Origin of the sequence: Weissella thailandensis (assembly GCF_001932615.1) — a bacterium.
Lineage (GTDB): Bacteria > Bacillota > Bacilli > Lactobacillales > Lactobacillaceae > Weissella > Weissella thailandensis.
Genome location: NZ_CP014332.1, coordinates 1,750,931 through 1,771,260, shown reverse-complemented (window position 1 = coordinate 1,771,260; position 20,330 = coordinate 1,750,931). Strand labels below are relative to the sequence as shown.

Genomic DNA, 20,330 nt, shown 5'->3' with positions numbered 1-20,330 from the left:
AAGGTTCCAACCGTTTTTTGTCTCGTTCGACGTAAACGTGTTACACACCAGCTTCAAAACGACTTTTGTCGCGCTCTTTTTTTAAACCTTTACACAATTGAGATGTCATTACAGTTATTTTTCATTTAAGAAAATATATTGATTAGTTTTATGAAATTTATTATGATGAATAAGTTGTTTTAAGAAAAAATATATTTTTAAAACAACAAAAACATTTTATGATACAGGAGATATATTTATGCTGCAAATCAACGACTTAACTGTCGCTTACAGCAATGTACCAGTTTTCACGGACTTGTCTGTCAACTTTTCCCCGGGAAAGATTACAGGGATCATCGGGCCCAATGGTGCTGGTAAGTCAACGTTAATCAAGGGGACACTTGGATTGGTGCGCCGATCGGGTAATGCGACTTTAAATGGGACAGCCATTAATCGTGTTCGTCAAAAAATTGCGTATGTCGAACAGCGTGCGGCCCTTGATTTAACATTTCCCATCAGTGTTTTTGAGGTGGTTTTAACGGGTACGTATGGCAAGTTAGGATTATTCAAAAGCCCTGGTCGAAAAGAAAAGGAACTTGCAACTGATGCCTTAAAGCAAGTGAACTTATCTGAGTTTAAGAATCGTCAGATTGGCGAACTATCTGGTGGGCAATTGCAACGTGTCTTTGTTGCACGCGCAATCGTTCAACAAGCGGATGTCGTTATTTTGGATGAGCCATTTGTGGGAATTGACATGAAATCTGAAGAAGAAATTATGAATGTTCTACGTGGCTGGCGTGATGCAGGGAAGACAATTATTGTTGTGCACCACGACTTAAATAAAGTCGCTGCCTATTTTGATGAGTTACTAATCATGAACCATGGCGTCATTGATCATGGTCCTGTTGCAACGGTATATACGCAGGAAAACATGGCGCGCGCCTTTTCAGCTGACTTAAGTGCCGTGCTGTTCAATAAGGGAGCAGGTGCTTAATATGACAAGTATTGTAGAATTTTTGCACGCTTTAGGACATTATAATTTCTTACAAAGTGCACTGATGGCCGCCATTATGGTGGGGATTATGTCAGGAATTATTGGTAGTTTTATTATTTTACGTGGGATGTCACTAATGGGTGACGCCATTTCACATTCTGTTTTACCTGGAGTTGCTGTCGCCTATATGTTGGGTGTTAATCTAATGATTGGTGCAACGACCTTTGGGGTTATTGCTGCGTTATTGATTGGTTTTGTCGCTTCTAACAGTAAGTTGAAAAATGATACGGCAATTGGTATTGTCTTTTCAGCATTTTTTGCATTAGGATTTATTTTAATTTCAATGGCCGAATCATCAACGAATTTGCATCATATCTTGTTTGGAAATGTTTTAGCTGTTTCTGATTCTGACCTGCTTTCAACATTCGTCGTGTTGGCTATTGTAATCGTTTTTGTTTTTGCACTCTTTAAAGAACTTCAAATCACTTCCTTTGACGAAGTATTTGCTAAGTCATACGGTTTAAACACAAGTATCATTCATTATGGTTTGATGATTATTTTGACGTTGGTAACAGTATCAGCTTTGCAAACGGTTGGTATTATTCTGATCGTTGCCATGTTGATTACGCCAGCAGCCACAGCATTCTTATGGACGAACCGCTTGGTATACATGTTGTTTGTGTCATCAGGTGTTGGTGCAGTTGCCTCAATCGTTGGTTTGTACCTCTCATATACGATGAATTGGGCATCTGGTCCAGCAATCGTACTGGTTGCAGCCATTATATTCTTGATTTCATTTGTTATTGCCCCAAAGCAAGGCATCCTTGCTAAATTAGGAGTTAAAAATGTTAAAAAAGCTTAGTATTCTTATTATTGCATTGTTGGTCGTTGGTGGTGGTATCTTCTGGTTCGTTAATGGTCGTGGTGAGCAAAAAGCAACCGGAAGCCAGAAGTTGCGTGTTGTGACAACAAACTCTATTTTGGAAGATATGGTTGAACAAGTTGGTGGTAAAGATGTTCGTGTGTACAGTATTGTTAAACGTGGAACAGATCCGCATGAATATGATCCCACCACAAATGATATTGCGGCGGCAACCGAAGCTGATGTCCTTTTCCATAATGGATTGAACTTGGAAACTGGTGGTAGCGGTTGGTTTAATAAGTTGACGAAGACGGCTAATAAGCGTGATGGAAAAGAAGTTTTTGCCGCTTCAAAGCATGTTAAAGCAATGTATCTGACAGAGTCTGGTAAAGAAAACGAAACTGATCCTCATGCCTGGCTTGATTTGAGCAATGGTGTGAAATACGTCAAGATGATTAGTAGTGTCCTGCAAGATAAGGATCCTAAGCATGCGAAAGCCTATCAAAAGCGCACGGATGCTTACGTAGAAAAGCTAGAAAAGTTGCATAAGGAAGCGCAAAGTAAGTTTGCTGATATTCCAGAAAAGCAACGTTTGCTAGTAACCTCAGAAGGAGCCTTTAAGTACTTCTCAAAAGCATATGATATTAAGCCAGCCTTTATCTGGGAAATTAATACTGAAGCGCAAGGTACACCAGAACAGATGAAACAAGTATTGGCTAAGATTGATCAATCAGAAGTGAAGTCATTATTTGTTGAAAGTTCTGTTTCGCCTAAGTCAATGAAACAAGTATCGAAGGAAACAAAACTACCGATTTATGCAAAAATCTATACGGATTCATTGGCTAAAAAGGGTACGCAAGGCGATACTTACTATGACATGGTTAAGTGGAATATCGACAAAATTCATGATGGTATGTTAGCAAAATAAATATATAATCTCGTAACACATTACTTAGGTTTTTAATCTAATTAATGTGTTTTTTGCTGAAATAAATAAGTGTACGATATTTGTGACTTATTTGTGATTGTTTTCCTTAAAAGTTGGTATAATGAAATTGTGAGGATCTTAGTTATTTAGTTCAATGTAGTTAACAAACTAGGTAACTAGGTTTACAAAGATAATATTCAAGGATACAATGTATCTTTGGACTTATAATTTTATTAGTTTTGTAGGATTTTTTTATTGAGGAGATTTAATATGGCTAGCAAAAACATCGTTGTAGTAGGGGCAGGCTTTTCCGGCGTATTCACTGCACGTAAATTAGCAAAAAAGCTAAAAAACACTGACTATCAAATCGTGTTGATTGATCGTCACTCATTTATGACTTACATGACGGAGCTACATGAAGTTGCAACGAAGCGTGTTGAACCAAAGCACGTGCAATTTGATTTGGGAACGCTATTTAAGCACCAATCAAATGTGAAAATCGTTACAGCTAATGTCGAGGATATCGATAAAGAAGCTAAAGTAATCAAGACTTCAGAAGGTGAATTCACGTTCGAAAAGTTGGTTCTTGCAACTGGTGGAACAACCAACACGTTCGGTACACCAGGTGTTGAGGAATATGGTTACACGTTATGGTCATTTGAGGAAGCTGTTAAGTTACGAGCACACATCGAAGAAGTTATCCGCGAAGGTGCAATGGAATCAGATCCAGCACTACGTCAAGCTAAATTGACGATTGCTGTTGTTGGATCAGGATTTACAGGTGTTGAATTAGCTGGTGAATTGATCGAACAACGTCGCGAATTGGCTCGTGCCAACAACTTGGATGAATCAGAAATCCACCTAGAAGTTATCGAAGCTGTGCCAACGATTTTGAACATGTTGTCAGATCGTAAGCTAGCTGACAAGGGTGAGCAATACATGATCAACCACGGCATCAAGCTACGTAAGTCAGCTGGTGTGGTTGAGGTTAAGGAACATGCTGCCCTATTGAAGGATGGTACAGAAGTACCAACTGAAACTTTGGTTTGGACAGCCGGTGTTAAGGCTAAGCCACAAGGTGCTCAGTGGGGCTTGCAACAAGGACCTGGTGGCCGTTTCTTAGCTGATGAGTACTCACGTGCCCAAGGCGAAAAAGATATCTATGTTGCTGGTGATGTGGCTGCTTATCAAGAACCTGCACTTGCAGATCCTGATAACCCACGTGCTGGTTGGACACCACAAACTGTTGAAGGTGGAGAATCAGCTGCCAACACGGTTGTGCCTAACATTGTTTATGATGTCACTGGTCAAACTGGTGAACGTCGTGAATTCAAGGGACACTACCAAGGTTATGCTGTGTCAATTGGTTCACACTACACAGTTGGTGTTGTGCAACAAATTGGTAACATGAAGTTAGGTAAGAACGGTTGGTCAATCACTGGCTTTACTGCAAATATGTTTAAGCACATTATTAACTTCTACTTCTTTATGCAAATTACTAGTGGTTACCACATGTTCCAATACACATTGGATGAATTCTTCCGGACACCAAATGGTCGTAACCCATTCTTCGGTTGGACATCACGTGTTGGTAATGTTTTGTGGTCAGTTCCTTTGCGTATCGTTATGGGAATCACTTGGATTTCACTAGGGGCAACCCTTGGTGGTGGTGCTGGTATGATCGCAACAATTGTTGGTTGGCTACTTGTCTTTGGACTACTAACATCAATTGCTGCCTTCGTCGGCTTTATCTTTGGTTTGGTAATGGTCTTCGCCGGTACTGGTGTGACCGTAGCTGCCTTGTTGATTCCATTTGCTTCATTGGCATTAATGAACGGTGCTGGACGTACAATTGGTTTGGACTACTGGGTAACCCCATTCCTAGAGCGCTCACTAGGGGCATCATGGTATGGTAAGGCTAACTCACGTTACAATGATTTACGTAAATAATTAATACATGTTAAACATAAAAGGTTGGGAAAAATAAATTTCCCAACCTTTTTTGTGTTTAATATATAAACGCGTTCCAAAAGTCTGAAGCTTCAACGTAACGCCATTTACGCCATTCCCGTCCTGTGCTTTGCTACGGTCGAAAATGATGCAACTCACGTTACACACCAGCTTCAAAGCGATTTATGTCACGCTCTACTTTGGTTGATGTTGTGATGCGTAGAAGGCAGCGATGACACCGTGTGCAACACCAACATTAATTGAACGGACACTACCGTATTGTGGAATATATACCATGGCATCGGCAGCAGCGATTAAATCATCGGCCAAGCCGAGTTTTTCTTCACCAAATAGGAAAGCCGATTTGGCTGGGAATTGCATGTCATATAATGACTGAGGATCATAACCAGGGGTGTTATCTACAGCATAGATCGTGTAACCCGCTTCATGTAGTTGAGCAAAAATCGTTGAATAATCAGTAATACGATGATGCTCAATGTGTTCATAGTTTTGCGTACCTAATGAACCACGACGGTCCCATTTTTTGATGCCTTCAGTTGCATCAGGAATGGCAGGGTTTTCGGGATTCAAAAAAATTAGCTTGCGCATCCCAAAGGCATTACTATTACGGACAGCCGATGCTTTATTAAAATCATGGCTGAGGTTTTGCATGATGGAAATCATTTCACCACGATGCATATCTAATGATGCGCGAATTTCATCATCAGTTTTCCCTTTATAAAAGTCGGTAACGTTTCGGTAATCAGCCGAACGCGTTAAATCAATATCTGACATAGTAGTCTCCTTATTAGAAGTTGGGACAAAAGAAAATGGACCAATCTTTTTGTGCTAAAAATATATTAATTGTAAGTTTGTAATTTGAATAGCATAAACGCGTTCCAAAAGTCTGAAGCCTCAATGTAACATCATTTACACCATTCCTGTCCTGCGCTTCGCTACGGCCAAAAATAGCGCAAATAACGTTACACACCGGCTTCAAAACAACTTTTGTCTCGCTCTCATTAAACGATAAAATAATAATTTAATTCTAGCCGGGGGCGTGCGACGTGTCAAACGAGGTGGTGACTGATAAAATATGATCAAATTGAACAATTCAAAGCATATTGACTATTAATTTGGTATGATTAAAGGTATTGAGAAAATAAGAAGGAGGCGCGGACATGACGCCAATTATATCGTTGTCGCATGTGACTTACGCATATCCAAATAGTGACGCCCCTGCCTTGCGTGATTTATCATTAACAATCAACAAAGGTGAATGGGTCGCAATTATCGGTCATAATGGGTCCGGTAAATCAACTTTTGCAAAATTATTAAACTATTTATTAGCACCTGATGAGGGTGAAATCACCGTCAATGATGTCGTTGCCACTGCAGAAAATATGTGGACAATTCGTGACATGGTTGGGATGGTTTTCCAAAATCCTGATAACCAATTTGTCGGCGCTACTGTCGCTGATGATGTGGCTTTTGGCATGGAAAATCGTGGTGTCCCACGCGATGAGATGATTACGCGTGTGGATGCAGCGTTAGAAGAAGTACAAATGATGCCGTTTGCTGATCGTGAGCCAGCGCGTCTATCAGGTGGTCAAAAGCAACGCGTGGCTATTGCATCGGTATTGGCCTTGCAACCTAAGATTCTGATTCTAGACGAAGCAACCGCTATGTTAGATCCAACTGGTCGTCGCGAAATGATTGCCTTAGTGCATGAATTGAAAGCTCGCATGGGGGATGACTTAACCGTTATCTCGATTACCCATGATATTGATGAAGCTGCCAGTGCTGATCGCGTCATGGTGATCAACGATGGTGAACTGGTTGAAACTGGGTTACCAGCGGAAATTTTTGCGAATGCGGATCAATTACGTCGCTTTGGATTAGCAGTGCCATTTGCTGAGCAATTGAAGGAACAATTACGACTACGGGGAATTGATGTCCCTAATGAATATTTGACAACAGAAGGGCTGGTGACATGGTTATGGCAATCAATTTCGACCAAGTAGGGTTTACGTATCAACCCAATACGCCGTTTGCCACACCAGGTTTACATGATGTGTCATTTGAAATTCCTGAAGGGAAATTCACTGCTGTGATTGGGCATACAGGTTCTGGTAAATCAACGATGGTCCAACATCTTGATGGTTTGGTTTTGCCAACGACTGGTAAAGTGACGATGGGTGATCAAGTGGTGACCGCTGAAACGAAGTTAAAAGAACTTAACGAGATGCGTGCGCACATTGGACTAGTTTTTCAGTTCCCTGAGGCGCAACTCTTTGAACAAACCGTTCTAAAAGATGTCATGTTTGGTCCTAAAAACTTTGGTGCTTCAGAAGAGGATGCGCAAGCGGCGGCTGAAACGGCTTTGAAAAAGGTAGCTATTTCACCTGACTTATATGAACGGTCGCCATTTGAATTGTCTGGTGGACAGATGCGACGTGTTGCCATTGCGGGTGTCATTGCCATGGAACCAGATTTGTTGATTTTGGATGAACCAACAGCTGGTCTTGATCCACAAGGTCAACGCGAATTAATGACCTTGTTTACTGATTTGCAGAAAGAACGCCAAATTACGGTGGTATTGATTACGCACCAAATGGAGTACGTTGCCCAATATGCAGATCATGTTGTGGTATTTGAACATGGGACAGTGGTTAAGTCAGGTTCACCAACGACAATTTTTGCGGATGAGGAATGGCTGCATGAGAAGCAATTAGACGTGCCAGCAGCTAAACAGTTTGCAGACGCTTTAGCTGAAAAGGGTGTCCAACTACATAATGTGTTAGATATTGATCAATTGGCTGATCAATTAGCTGCCCGTTTAAATGGGGAGGTGGACCATGTTTAGTAATATGATTATTGGGCGGTATATGCCTGGTGATTCGTGGATTCATCGTTTAGATGCCCGCACAAAACTAGTCCTAAGTATTGCCTTCATCTTTGTGGTTTTCTTTGCGAATAACGTGATTGGTTACGCATTAGCGGGTGCTTTTACGTTGTTAGCAATTATGATGACTGGCCTCGGTGTCGGTGTATTTCTGCGTGGCTTACGTCCACTGGTTTTATTGATGTTGATCACAACGCTATTGCAGCTGTTCTTTGTGCAAACTGGGGATGTCTTAGTTCATTGGGCATTTATCAAAATTACCACGGATGGGGTTATTAACAGTGTGATCGTGTTTGTTCGCTTTATGTTAATCATCATGTTTTCAACAATTTTAACGTTGACCACGCAACCCTTAGCCGTTGCTGATGGAATGGAAAGTTTACTAAAGCCATTTAAGAAAGTCGGTTTGCCCGTTTCTGAACTGGCCTTGATGTTGTCGATTGCTTTGCGCTTTGTGCCAACATTAATGGATGAAGCTCAAGGTATTATGAATGCCCAACGAGCACGTGGTGTGCGTTTTAATGAAGGTAGTTTAATGGCCCGTATCAAGTCATTCGTGCCATTATTGATTCCATTATTTGTGAACGCCATTAAACGAGCCATTGAGTTGGGGGATGCGATGGAAGCACGTGGTTACCGTGGTGGTGATCAACGCACAAAATATCGTGTCTTGACTTGGCATACACGAGACACTATCGCAATTATTGGATTTGTTATCTTTACGGTTGCATTAATTGCAACGCGTTGGATGATGTAGAAAGGACTTAAAACATGCCACGTTATAAAGCAACCATTGCTTATGATGGGACTGATTTTTTTGGCTGGCAAGTACAACCGAATAAACGAACGGTGCAAGCCGAAATGGAGTTAGTGGTCAACAAGATGGCGAAGAACCCAGCGGAGCATATTCGTGTACAAGGCTCTGGCCGTACCGATGCCCGTGTTCACGCTAAGGGTCAAGTTGCCCATTTTGATTTGCCATTTGATATTCCAGCCGATGCGGTTCGTAAGGGCTTATCAACGATGTTGCCCTATGATATTGGGATTAAGAAGGTAGAGAAGGTCAGTGATGACTTTCATGCCCAATTTAATGCCCACGATAAAACCTATTTTTATCGCTTTTCAACAAGTGAATATATTGATCCCTTTAAGCGTAATTATACGGGGCATTGGCACCGTCGCTTAAATCCAGAATTAATGCAACAAGCAATCGGTGATTATGTTGGTGAACATGACTGGTTGAGTTTTGTGGCTTCTGGTTACCAACAAAAAACAACCGTGCGGACGGTCTATTCTGCGAAAATGTGGTATAAGCCAGAAGAAGAAGAGATTTGGTTTGAATTCTCTGGTAATGGCTTTTTGTATAACCAAATTCGCATCATGGTTGGGGTCTTATTAGAAATCGGTAATGGTGTGCGACCAGTCGATGATATCAAGCGTTTGTTTGAGGTTAAAGATCGCCAACAAGCCCAATTTACGGCACCGGCACAAGGATTATATTTAATGGATGTTAAATATTAAAAAATTAGGCAGTTACCAAGGACATTTCATTGACTATTCCCGTAAAACAGGATAATATAGAACTCGGTATTGTTTACCAACCACAAATGGGAATGTCCTGGTACGACTTTTTAATTATTGGTAAAGTAAACAAACAGAAAACTGGAGGAAATTTTCCATGCGTACAACTTATATGGCAAAGCCAGGTGAGATCGATCGCAAGTGGTACGTCGTTGATGCAACTGATATTGCATTGGGACGTTTGTCAACTGTCGTAGCATCAATCTTACGTGGTAAAAACAAGCCAACTTACACACCAAACATTGATACTGGTGATAACGTTATCGTTATCAATGCTGGTAAAGTCGCTTTGACTGGTAAGAAGGCTTCTAACAAGATTTATTACCACCACTCAAATCACCCAGGTGGTTTGAAGATGCGTCAAGCAGGTGACTTGCGCGAGAAGAACCCACAACGTTTGATCGAACTTTCAGTTCAAGGTATGTTGCCAAAGGGTACTCTTGGTCACCAACAAGCTTTGAAGCTACACGTGTTTGCTGGTTCAGAGCACACACACGCAGCTCAAAACCCTGAAGTGTTGGATATCACCAACCTTATTTAATTTAACGAAAGGAGAATAGTTTAATCATGGCTCAAGTACAATACTCTGGAACTGGCCGTCGTAAGAACTCTGTTGCCCGCGTACGTTTGGTACCTGGTAACGGTGCAATCACGATCAATGGTCTTTCATCAGAACAATACATTCCTTTCGCTAACTTGCGTGAGGTTATGGTGCAACCCTTCAACGTTACAGAAACTCTAGGAAACTACGATGTTTTGGTAAACGTTGATGGTGGTGGTTTCTCAGGTCAAGCTGGTGCAATTCGTCACGGTATCGCCCGTGCCCTATTGACTGTTGATCCTGACTTCCGCGCTTCATTGAAGAAGGCCGGTCTACTTACTCGTGACCCTCGTAAGAAGGAACGTAAGAAGCCAGGTCTTAAGAAAGCTCGTAAGGCTTCACAATTCTCAAAGCGTTAATATTTACTATTACACTTTGTGGGATTGTCAAAGATCCGAATACAAAAATGACTCTCAAGTTGGTTTATCCAACTTGAGAGTTTTTTTATATCTAAATTTTTAGCACTATATGGGCAAATTGATAAAAATGTTACCATGAATCATAAGAAGATAATGCAATAGAATTTTGGGGAGAAATATATGATGGATTATTGGATTGATAATGTCAGGATAGAAAATGGCTATACTTATGATAATGATTGGGTTAATGGATCAAAAACTGATTTAGTCGCGGTTCATGTTGTTACAGGTAAAATTGCGGCAATTATCCCACAGGATGAATTTGTTAAAGAACATATGCAAGCAACGTACTCGGGGGATGGTTTGTTAATGTTGCCAAGCTTAACAGACAAACATGTTCATCTAGATAAACTAAAGATTGGTGAACCATGGACGCCAATTAGGCCTGCGAAAAATATTGTGGAACGTTTTGAACAAGAAATTCCAGATATCAATCGCCTATCTTCTAGTATGCAAGAACGTGCTGAAAAGATGATTGCCTTGGAAAAGCAACATGGTGTTACCACAATTAGATCACATGTTGATATTGAACCAATGACTGATTTACGACACTTCAAAGTGATTAAGAAAGTGGCAGAAAACAGTGACATAAAAATAGAAATCGTTGCGTTTCCACAACATGGGCTGTTGCGTAGTCAGTCGTACGATTTAGTCGCAGAGGCTCTACAATCTGGCGCTGATTTTATTGGTGGGGTTGATCCATATGGGTTAGATCAGGATTATAAAAAATCATTGGGACAGACTTTTGAATTGGCTGATAAATATCATGCAGGGGTTGATATTCACGTGCATGACCGTAACGAGGCCGGTACAAAAACCATCAAGGAAATTATTCGACTGACTGAATATTATCATTTACAGGATAAAGTGTTTATTAGTCATGCCTTTGGTTTGAATGATTTTGTGGGTGAAGAGCGACAATCTGTTTTTGATCAACTAGCTGCATTGAAAATTCATATCGTGACGAGTGTGCCATTGGATGCAGGGACTATTCCACCCATTATGGAGCTGATTCATGCAGGTGTTCAGGTGCATGTTGGTAACGATAACGTTAATGATAGCTGGTCACCTTATGGGAATGGGTCAGTTCAAGATAAACTCGCTCGGCTGGGTGAAATGTTCTCGGTAAATGATCAAGTCGGATTAACTCAACTATTAGGCTTAGTTACTGATGGTAAGGTTACCTTGGATGCTAAAGGTAATCGTCAATGGCCTGTTGTTGGGGAGGCGGCTAACTTTATGCTTGTTGATGCATCGTGTGCTGCGGAGTTTGTGGCTCGGCAGAGTAGGGTTGATGGGGTTAGATACTTGGATGAGCAGTGCAACCTTAACAATTAAGAAGTTTTTAATTGAAGTTAAATTTGAAAAACAAGCTATGAAATATAAAAATTAGTATAATTGATATAATAATAGTAATGATGAGTTGGTTGCTAAGGAGATATTATGAGTAATTATTCAGAGTACGAAAAACAAGCATCAAGATTATATGAGGCAATTGTTGGGGAAAAGAAAGCAAAAATAGTTCCCTTTTCGGCAGATAATTTGTGGGATGCAGCTTGGAAACAGAGAAAAAATAAAAAAATTACGGATTTTATTTTTGATGAAATTGTAAATGTTACATCTGTTTTGGAAAATAACGATTTAAGATTATCTGAAGCGGAATTGGACGAACAAAGAAGGAAACTAGCTTCTCTAATTGTAGATATTGAAAATGGAAATGCAGCAGGGAATGTGGAGCAAACAGCCTTAGGCCCACTACTGGAGAAATTATCCATGCGTTCAAAAGAAGCAGTTGTGGACTCTGATTCTTTTAGCGACTTAAAAAAATACATGCACGTTAAAAGACCAATTCAAGATAATTTAGAACAAAAGATACAGCACCTAATACAAAAAAGAAAAGGTATCATTTTCTTAGTGGGGAATGTTGGTGATGGGAAATCACATTTACTGGCCTATATGAAGGATAAGTATGGTAAAGAATTTAATGATCAACAAGTAGAAATTATTAATGATGCAACTGAAAGCGATAGCCCCACTCATACAGCTATAGAGACCCTTGTTAAAAAATTGGACGGGTTTAATGATGAAAGTATTCAAAATGGAAATGATAAATTAATTATTGCGATAAATTTGGGTGTTATTACTAATTTATTGATTAGGCTTAAACAAAGTAAAATTTTTAACGAATTAGTTGATTATCTAGAAAAATCAGGAATAGTTAACGGGGAAATAAACCAACACAAACATGAAATTTTTAGTAATGTTTCTTTTGTTAACCAAACAATGTTTGAAGTAAGTAATTCTAAAATAGAATCTGATTTTTTCTTATCTATGTTCAATAAGGTGTTTTCTAGGGAAAAAGGAAATCCTTTTTATGAAGCTTATTTACAAGATATTAATGAGCATCATACACAAGCATTTCACGCTAATTATAGGTTGTTATTAGATTCCGATATTAAGAATAGTGTGATTTATCTTTTAATTAGAGCACAAGTTGAATATAAAGAAATAATTTCCGCAAGAACATTAATGAATTTTATGTATGACATTGTGATATCAAATAAAGAAAAAATTAATTATGATTCATATTTACCGTTTTTGATATTTGATAATGCAGAAACCTCAAAATTGTTAAAAACAATTAGTTTTATGGATCCAACTAATAACCAAAATAGAGAAGTTGATGAATTGAGTGTCAGACTTTTTCATTCTAATGATGTTTTTAACTTTGTTAAAGAATACTTCCAAGATGATTATGAAAGATTTAAGCCCATGTTTGATAAATTTCGTAATAAGGAAGATGATTTAAAATACTTTAGAATGTTAGTCAACACAATGTTTCGTGTTAAATTCCTGCTTGACGCACGAAATTCCGTATTAAACAATTCAGAATTTCAAGAATTTGTGGAAATCTTACAGGATGTTATTACTAATAAAAAAAGTATCAGCTTATTCAAATTGGTTGATAGAAGTTTAAGATTATGGAATGGGACAACTTCTAAAGGGGAATATGTTGTAACAATGCGTGCCAAAAATTCAACTGCTATTGCAGTTGAATTAGAGCTAGAGCCGATATCATGGGAAGTCAAAAATTTTGGTGTGGTTGTAAAGGTTGAAAATCAGAACGCAGTAGCTTCAAAAGAAATTCAGGAAGTAGAAGTTGACTATAAAACATATGTATTACTTAAGAAAGTTGTTGCGGGATATATTTTAAAAAGGGAAGATATTCAAACGGTAGTGAAATTTGACGAATTTGTTAATTCAATTACCAGGACGACTAAGGGCGAACGTACTAATATATTGTATAACCCCAATTTAGATGAGGAGTTTGAGCTAAAAAAGACGTACGATAAAGTTACCCTACGTCAATTAGGAGAATAGGTTTTATTATGAGCGATGCGGTTAAAGATTTAATTGAATTTTTAAAGATAAATCCAAAGGAACAATCTATAAAATACGGACATAAAATTGGTTATAAGTTATTACCATTTTTTACAAGAGAACCCGAAAGATATAAATTCGATGAAGAATTTATCGAAATTACTGGTATTATGGCAAGAATTTCAAAAGGAAATAAACCAGAATTATCTGATTTAAATCAAAAGTTTGTTGAAAAATTGCGTGAACAAATAGAAGTTCCAAACAATATAACAGATAATCAACTATTAGAAATTTTCCAAATTTCATTTAAGAATACTAAGAGGTCGCAATTATTGCCTTATGTACCGGTTACTGACTCTAAAGATAAGACGGGTAAAATTCAAATTGCTGAACTATTGGTGACCTTATTAGACCTTGATAATAATCAGGAATGGCTAAATTATATATCTAGTCAAAATGCAAATAATCTATATTCACAAGTTCTAAAAGGGGCGTTGCCAGATTTAGAGAACCAAAGTATAAAAAGAGAAGAATTTGCCTTAGTAAATAAAAATTATTATACATCGTTATTTAGCGAAGATTTTCATATATTGATGGAAAGCGGAAATGTGGATTTTATATCACTAAATATTCATCTTTTGTTTAGTTTTTATTATTTAATGTACATTATATATACTGGAAGTTCTATTTTAGATGATACTACTAGTAATAGACATTATTATTTTGCTTATGAAAAAGAGCGAATTTCACGATCAAGGAAAGCAGTGACTGATGGTTATCGTGAGGTAAAAGAATTATCAGCAAATATTTTGGTAGATGTAGATATTACACACTATTTAAATGTTTTATCTGGTAATTTAGTTATTAGTAGTCCTGAGACATATTCGAATGAAAAAACAATTGCAGAATTACTATCTTCTGATAGGAACACGATACTCACTTTATTAGAAAATTTGCGAGAATTCAAAGAGGTATACGCAGAAACAATAAACCATGAGTATATCAAAAAAAATGTTGTTTTTTATGATGAAAATATTAAGGATTACCTGATTAAAGAAGTTAATGAATTAAAGGGATGGTTAAAGCAAGATGAATCATTAGAAACTCAAAAAAGATATCGTAAATCATATGATGAAATGAAACAATTAAATTATTTAAAGTCTAGGGGAAGCTTAGGTAATGTATTAAATGCCTCTCAAGAAATCATCTTATTATTTACAGCCATTGTAGTAGGTAATAATAAGCATTTATTGTTAAGACGTGTTTTCGAAGGACTAGAGAAGCATGGCTTGTTTTTTGATAAAACAAGTAAAAACGAGATTATTAAATTTTATGAAGAAGTCAATTTATTAGAAAAAATGAGTGACAGTGGGGATGCACAGTATGTCAAATCAATATTATAAATTTTTAACAACAAGGCTTAATAAGTGGATAAAATCTAACAACAATATACAATCAGGTAATCGTTTTTTTGCGCTTTTGGACGACCAAAAAGAAGTAGACAATTTATATAATGCATTTGGTTCTGACGAATTAAGTGATAGATTTGAATTTAAATCGCCAATATTAAATTTCACAACTCATGGATTACAGGTAAATGATGTGAAATTACTAATTATCAGCGCATCAGCTAAAGTAACGAATGATTTCCTAGTTACTTTAAGAAATCGTGTTAGTGCACAGGCGGACGAATTTAAAGATACAGCAATATTTTTTATAGTTACAGATCCTTTGGATTCTATTTTAGGAGGAGCTTTTGACGTAGGTCAAAAGAATGGTCCATTTGATATAAATGCTATTAAAGAGGATCTTAATAAAGAGGTACGCACTTCAAATTTAAAGCCTTTTGAACAGCAGATAATTAATGATTTTTTGAAGGATATGGATCAGGGGGTTAATACAACAATACTAAAAGACTTTGACACCATTTTTTCCGTAATAGAGGAGGGGGAGATAAAGACTGATCAATATTCGGCGATGCATTTGTTTGCAGACTCGCAATTAGATTCTTTCAGTTACAATACAACTGATTCTGACATAATAAAAGAACGTATTACTCAGAATAAAGAATTATTTAGTAAAGTTTCTAAATCCCAAGAGGCAATTAATACATCAGAACGTTTAGAAAACTTCTTAAATGCAGATAATAGTTTAATAAAGAAATTATCGACATCTGATGAATGGAGAGATGTTCCTTTTAAGGACGTTCTCAGAGCATCAAATGAGTTTGAAAAAAATAAAAAAATACAATTGGAGCTAGATTATAGCAACCTTGCAAATGATATTGCAGATAAATGGGTTAAAAAAAATGGCGAATCATCAAGTAAACGACGAAAAGTTCACATACTTTTTTCTTCAGTGAATCGACCTCAAAGTCAAATAGATAGCAATACATTTTCTTTTAATCTTTATTTTGATAATAATGTGCAAAAATCTGGAATTATCAAATCTAATACGTACATATTTAGTGATTTAGATGGAGATAAGTTGTCTACTGATGATTTTATAGTTGATGTTTCTAGTAAAAAAATAAATATTATTTTGAAGCATTATGACAACAGTAAGACATATGGTGGGTTAGTCACATATCGTCATAAAAAGGTACCAACATTAACGTTTAAAATAAAATTTATGATTGTACCTTTTGAGTTAGAAAAGATTAAGAAACTTAAACCAAACTATGAGGTAGAGGTTTTTAAAAAGCATGGTGGTAGAAAAAACCAATATGGTCTAGGAATAGCTACTAATAACCCAGAAAAACAATTTGGATATTATAATAATGAAGTTATCGATATAACCAGCTTGAATGAATTAGAAAATAAAAATCTGGAAAACTGTTTGTTAAAGTTAGATAATTTAGTTTTGGAAGATGATATTGATCCAGTTATTCCAATTAAAATAGGTAGTGATAAACTGCCGATAATTTTACAGGGAATTGATAAGCCAGTACCGGCTAAACCAATTGATATTGAATATGAGCGACTAAGTTCCGAAGAAGAATTGAAATATATCGACGGGAAAATTTTGTTTGGTAGCTCTATTAGGAATGTCATGAGCACTTACCAAACATGGCTTAATATTGAACAAGATATGATTTTAAAAAAATCACTATATGGTAGCTTAGATGTTGACAGATATCAAGGGATTGAACTAAATATCCCTACAGCAGTCAAATCTGCTTATGAAAAATTATTTGAATATTATAAAAACCAAGAGACTTTACCAAGTTTAGCCATTTTAAGTGATGAATACATTTTAATTGTTAAAGAAGTTTTGAAGACGATTAAAGACGAGCTTGTTGATTTAGCAAATGAACAAAAAATTTCTGATATTGAGTTGAAAAACATGAGAAATATTGGAATTATTGAAGGTGAAAACGGTGAAATAAATGTTTCACCTCTGAACCCTTTATTACTACAGTATCAAGTGCAATTTTCGGAGGCTCTTAATAAATCACAAGTTCCCCCAAAGTTTATGTTGAAACATTTAAATGCAGAAAACTTAGTGCCATATATTCAACGTGATGGTCATTTGTTACAAGCGCATTATTCGTTAGAAAAACCAGGATGGCTAAGTTACCAAGAGCAAAAGAAGCGCATGCTAACGGATATGACTTCAAAAGTTATTCAACAGAGACTATTAAATTATGAACAACAATATAATTTTCTATTTGGTATAAACGACAAGTTATCAATAAATGTTGCGGTGATTAATATAGTAGATGAACGAAATTTCTTTGATGCTATTATTCACTTCATGTTAAATAAGATTAGCCCTAAAGCTAACCTTGCTGAGATGACAGGAGTGAATATATATTTCAAGGGTATGGGGAATACCATTAATTCATTATTTAAACAGTTTTATGAAGTAAGCACTTTAACTGAACTTAATGAACTATTGGTGAATGCATATCGAAAAAAATCCAATATTGAATTTGAGGATTACGAAATATTAAGTATGTTACATGAAGAAATAAATATATATACTGATATTGATAAAGATGTATATTATCATGTAACGTTTTACCAATTTACCCAGTCAAATAATTCAGCGCAAAAGACAATTACCAATCTTCCTAAGAATTATGCACTTGATGGTTTGATTAGTTCATTACAATTTACTGCTGATAGTGATGATTTCTTTACAAGTGGGTTTGGTATTGGAAGTAGTGGAAATGTTGATAATAGTGAATTAGTTGATTTTGCGACCCGATGGAATAGTTTTATCTTGGCAGCAAATGATGATGTAAATGATTATCTTGAAAATAAAATGCTGACGAACAATGTCCGAAGAATAGATCATGATACAATCCCACAATTTTTGGATAATAGTGATTGGGTTACAGTGTTAAACCCAGATGTGGATTTGAATTATTTCTTCTCGCCTAATAACGCTAATGATTTTTTTGTTATTCATTACATGGATCAAAACACAAATTCTCAATATGAGGCTGTTACTATAACTACTAATATTGAACAATACAAAACAGTGCTAGAGAATAAATTGATTAAAAAGGTATCAAATATAAATAATGTTGATACAGAAAATATTATTAAATCATTCAATATTTTGAACGGTGAATGGCTACTGAGGTTGGCGTCTGAAGGGTGGAAATCTCATAATACAACAGTGATACGGGAAAAGTTAAGTTTAATCTCTGCCTTTAAGGAAACAATGGGAATATTGAATGAACCAAACATTCTTTGGGTTCCAATTTCATTAGAAGAAATACTACGTGTTTCGACGATGGTTGGGCTTAAAAAATCTGAAGGAATGTTTAGTTCGAAAAATCTATCTCAAAGTGGAGTTACAAGTGATGATTTATTATTTATCGGAATTGATAAGTTCAATGATGATTTAAAGTTACACTTTGTACCGGTGGAAGTTAAAGTTGGTAATAATGATAATAGAGTTACAGATAAAGCTATTAATCAGTTAAAACACACTGCTAAAATTCTTGAAGGCTTTTTATCAGACGAAAATTCTGATTATCTTTCACGAATGTTTTATAGAAACTTCTTTAAATCTATCTTAGTAACTAACATGCAAAAGCTAATTGGTAGTGAACTGATTGATATACCAACAGATTTTAAAGAATCTATGGATATAATATTAGATGAGTTGTCTATGGACCATTATACCGTGTCCTTTGATATACAAAATGTCTACCATAAAGGACTTATATTTGAATTTACGAGCCATATAACAAATAGAAGCATTAATGTTGATGACAGTAGAGATGTCACTTTGATAAAGGTTCCTGAACAAGATGCTTATAGTTCTGTAGATAAAGACATTACGCAGTTAACTGATACGATACAGAATGATCAATTTGATTTTCCAAAGTCTAAGTTATTATCAAATATGCTGGGTAGAAGTTCAAAGATAATAGATGATATTGTCGAAACAGAACAAGATGTCGTAGATACAGTACCTCTACCGGATTCAGTTGATAATACACCTAAGTCGACGGAATATCAGTCTGATAATGATCAGGTTGTGCAACAAAATAAAGTTGAAGACAAAGAAAATCTTGAAAATGTCCGTTTGTTACTAGGCCAAGGAACTACAACTAATAAACATTTTTATTGGGAATATGGCCATAAGGAGTTGGCCAATAGACATCTGTTAATAACTGGAAAATCCGGACAAGGAAAGACATATTTTATTCAAACTTTACTGCATAGTCTATCAGTAAGTAACATTGATTCTATAGTTGTAGATTATACTGATGGATTTTTGCCTAATCAGTTGGAAGAATTATTGTTGAAATCACTTGAGGGAAAAATTGATCAAAAAATTATATTCAAAGAAAAATTACCAATAAATCCATTTAAATTGAGGGAAATTGATTTTGGAGATGGATTAACATTCCCAGAGGACATTCAAGATATGGTTGATAGAATAACTCAAGTGATTGACTTTGTGTTTAACTTAGGTCCACAGCAAAAGAATGAATTGTCTGTAGCTATTAAGGAAGGATATCAAACATTTGGTGATCAATTTACTTTTACCAAATTAAAAAATAGATTAACAGATGATGATACTTCACATGATAAACTTATTGGTCGAATATCATCTTTGTTGAACCGAGATCCTTTTTCGTATGACAGTCAGTTTAGTTGGGACAGCATGCTATCAAATACAGGTACTGTCCATATTTTCCAGTTAAAGGGATTTCAACCTAATATACAAAAAATTCTTATTGAATTTATGTTATGGGATTTATGGGGATATTCACAAGGTAGAGGCGATAATGCTAAAAACAAGCCAATTCCTATTGTTTTGGATGAGGTCCAAAATTTGAATTTTGGTTCAAATTCTCCAACAGTTAAAATACTACAAGAGGGTCGTAAATTTGGTTGGTCAGGTATTTTTGCTACCCAACAAATTGATTCAATTAAAGGTGATGGCCAAAAAGCTATATATAATACTGCAGAATCAATTCACTTTTTACCACCAGAAGTTCAAGTTCATAATTTAGCTAGAAGTTTAACGTCTGATGATAAGCAACGTGCAGAAGTAGAATCGTTGCTTAAGGGGTTAAAAAAAGGTGAGGCTATAGATGTTGGGCCTAATTTACTTGAGAATGGTAAATTATCGAATATACAGTTTCAGCCTATTAAAGTGTCTTCATTTGAAGATAGGATTAATAAGAACTGATTTCAAAAAATTATTCAATAATATTCGCGATGATAAAAAGATTACAAAGCAACATATTGTTGCTTTG

At 36.3% G+C, this 20,330-nt stretch carries 15 protein-coding genes; 14 read left to right on the top strand and 1 reads right to left on the bottom strand.

Features of this window, described 5'->3' with window-relative positions:
• The first annotated feature begins 238 nt into the window (after positions 1-238).
• From FOL01_RS08755 to FOL01_RS08740, 4 genes are all read left to right on the top strand, one after another.
• Positions 239-973, top strand: a complete 735-nt coding sequence (locus FOL01_RS08755; RefSeq protein ID WP_075270268.1) for a metal ABC transporter ATP-binding protein — start codon at positions 239-241, stop codon at positions 971-973.
• A 1-nt stretch (position 974) separates the two neighbouring features.
• A complete protein-coding gene (locus tag FOL01_RS08750) occupies positions 975-1,835 on the top strand; it encodes a metal ABC transporter permease (protein WP_075270267.1) in 861 nt (286 codons plus the stop codon).
• Positions 1,819-2,763 carry a metal ABC transporter solute-binding protein, Zn/Mn family gene (locus FOL01_RS08745; RefSeq protein WP_075270266.1) on the top strand — a complete coding sequence of 315 codons (945 nt, stop codon included), beginning with the start codon at positions 1,819-1,821 and terminating at the stop codon, positions 2,761-2,763. Before FOL01_RS08750 ends, FOL01_RS08745 begins: the two co-directional genes overlap by 17 nt.
• A 270-nt stretch (positions 2,764-3,033) precedes the next feature.
• The gene (locus FOL01_RS08740) at positions 3,034-4,713 is read left to right on the top strand and encodes an NAD(P)/FAD-dependent oxidoreductase (RefSeq protein ID WP_075270265.1); all 1,680 of its coding nucleotides are present in this window, start codon (positions 3,034-3,036) and stop codon (positions 4,711-4,713) included.
• Between the two features lie 195 nt (positions 4,714-4,908).
• Here FOL01_RS08740 and FOL01_RS08735 read toward each other — a convergent pair whose 3' ends face one another.
• Entirely contained in the window at positions 4,909-5,508 is a 600-nt protein-coding gene (locus FOL01_RS08735; protein WP_075270264.1) for a TrmH family RNA methyltransferase, read from the bottom strand.
• 386 nt (positions 5,509-5,894) lie between these two features.
• On the opposite strand from FOL01_RS08735, the gene FOL01_RS08730 reads away from it, so the two are divergent.
• The 10 genes from FOL01_RS08730 to FOL01_RS08685 all read left to right on the top strand — a co-directional run bounded on the left by FOL01_RS08730 (position 5,895) and on the right by FOL01_RS08685 (position 20,263).
• Entirely contained in the window at positions 5,895-6,737 is an 843-nt protein-coding gene (locus tag FOL01_RS08730; RefSeq protein ID WP_075270263.1) for an energy-coupling factor ABC transporter ATP-binding protein, read from the top strand.
• Positions 6,713-7,579 (top strand): energy-coupling factor transporter ATPase, encoded by an 867-nt coding sequence (locus tag FOL01_RS08725; protein ID WP_075270638.1) that lies wholly within the window; start codon positions 6,713-6,715, stop codon positions 7,577-7,579. The genes FOL01_RS08730 and FOL01_RS08725 overlap by 25 nt, the downstream gene beginning before the upstream one ends.
• Positions 7,572-8,375, top strand: coding sequence for an energy-coupling factor transporter transmembrane component T family protein (locus tag FOL01_RS08720; RefSeq protein WP_075270262.1), 804 nt, complete (start codon positions 7,572-7,574; stop codon positions 8,373-8,375). The genes FOL01_RS08725 and FOL01_RS08720 overlap by 8 nt, the downstream gene beginning before the upstream one ends.
• Positions 8,376-8,389: 14 nt before the next feature.
• Positions 8,390-9,139: a tRNA pseudouridine(38-40) synthase TruA gene (gene truA, locus FOL01_RS08715; RefSeq protein WP_075270261.1), complete on the top strand. Its 750-nt coding sequence runs from the start codon at positions 8,390-8,392 to the stop codon at positions 9,137-9,139.
• 157 nt (positions 9,140-9,296) lie between these two features.
• The gene (gene rplM / locus FOL01_RS08710; protein ID WP_075270260.1) at positions 9,297-9,740 is read left to right on the top strand and encodes a 50S ribosomal protein L13; all 444 of its coding nucleotides are present in this window, start codon (positions 9,297-9,299) and stop codon (positions 9,738-9,740) included.
• 26 nt (positions 9,741-9,766) lie between these two features.
• A complete protein-coding gene (gene rpsI / locus FOL01_RS08705; RefSeq protein ID WP_075270259.1) occupies positions 9,767-10,159 on the top strand; it encodes a 30S ribosomal protein S9 in 393 nt (130 codons plus the stop codon).
• 183 nt (positions 10,160-10,342) lie between these two features.
• Positions 10,343-11,557 carry an amidohydrolase family protein gene (locus tag FOL01_RS08700; RefSeq protein WP_075270258.1) on the top strand — a complete coding sequence of 405 codons (1,215 nt, stop codon included), beginning with the start codon at positions 10,343-10,345 and terminating at the stop codon, positions 11,555-11,557.
• A 105-nt stretch (positions 11,558-11,662) separates the two neighbouring features.
• Positions 11,663-13,600 carry a DNA phosphorothioation-dependent restriction protein DptF gene (gene dptF / locus FOL01_RS08695; protein WP_075270257.1) on the top strand — a complete coding sequence of 646 codons (1,938 nt, stop codon included), beginning with the start codon at positions 11,663-11,665 and terminating at the stop codon, positions 13,598-13,600.
• Between the two features lie 8 nt (positions 13,601-13,608).
• Positions 13,609-15,003, top strand: a complete 1,395-nt coding sequence (dptG, locus tag FOL01_RS08690; RefSeq protein ID WP_075270256.1) for a DNA phosphorothioation-dependent restriction protein DptG — start codon at positions 13,609-13,611, stop codon at positions 15,001-15,003.
• On the top strand, positions 14,984-20,263 hold the full coding sequence (locus FOL01_RS08685; protein WP_075270255.1) for a helicase HerA domain-containing protein: 5,280 nt from the start codon (positions 14,984-14,986) through the stop codon (positions 20,261-20,263). The genes dptG and FOL01_RS08685 overlap by 20 nt, the downstream gene beginning before the upstream one ends.
• Positions 20,264-20,330: the final 67 nt, after the last annotated feature.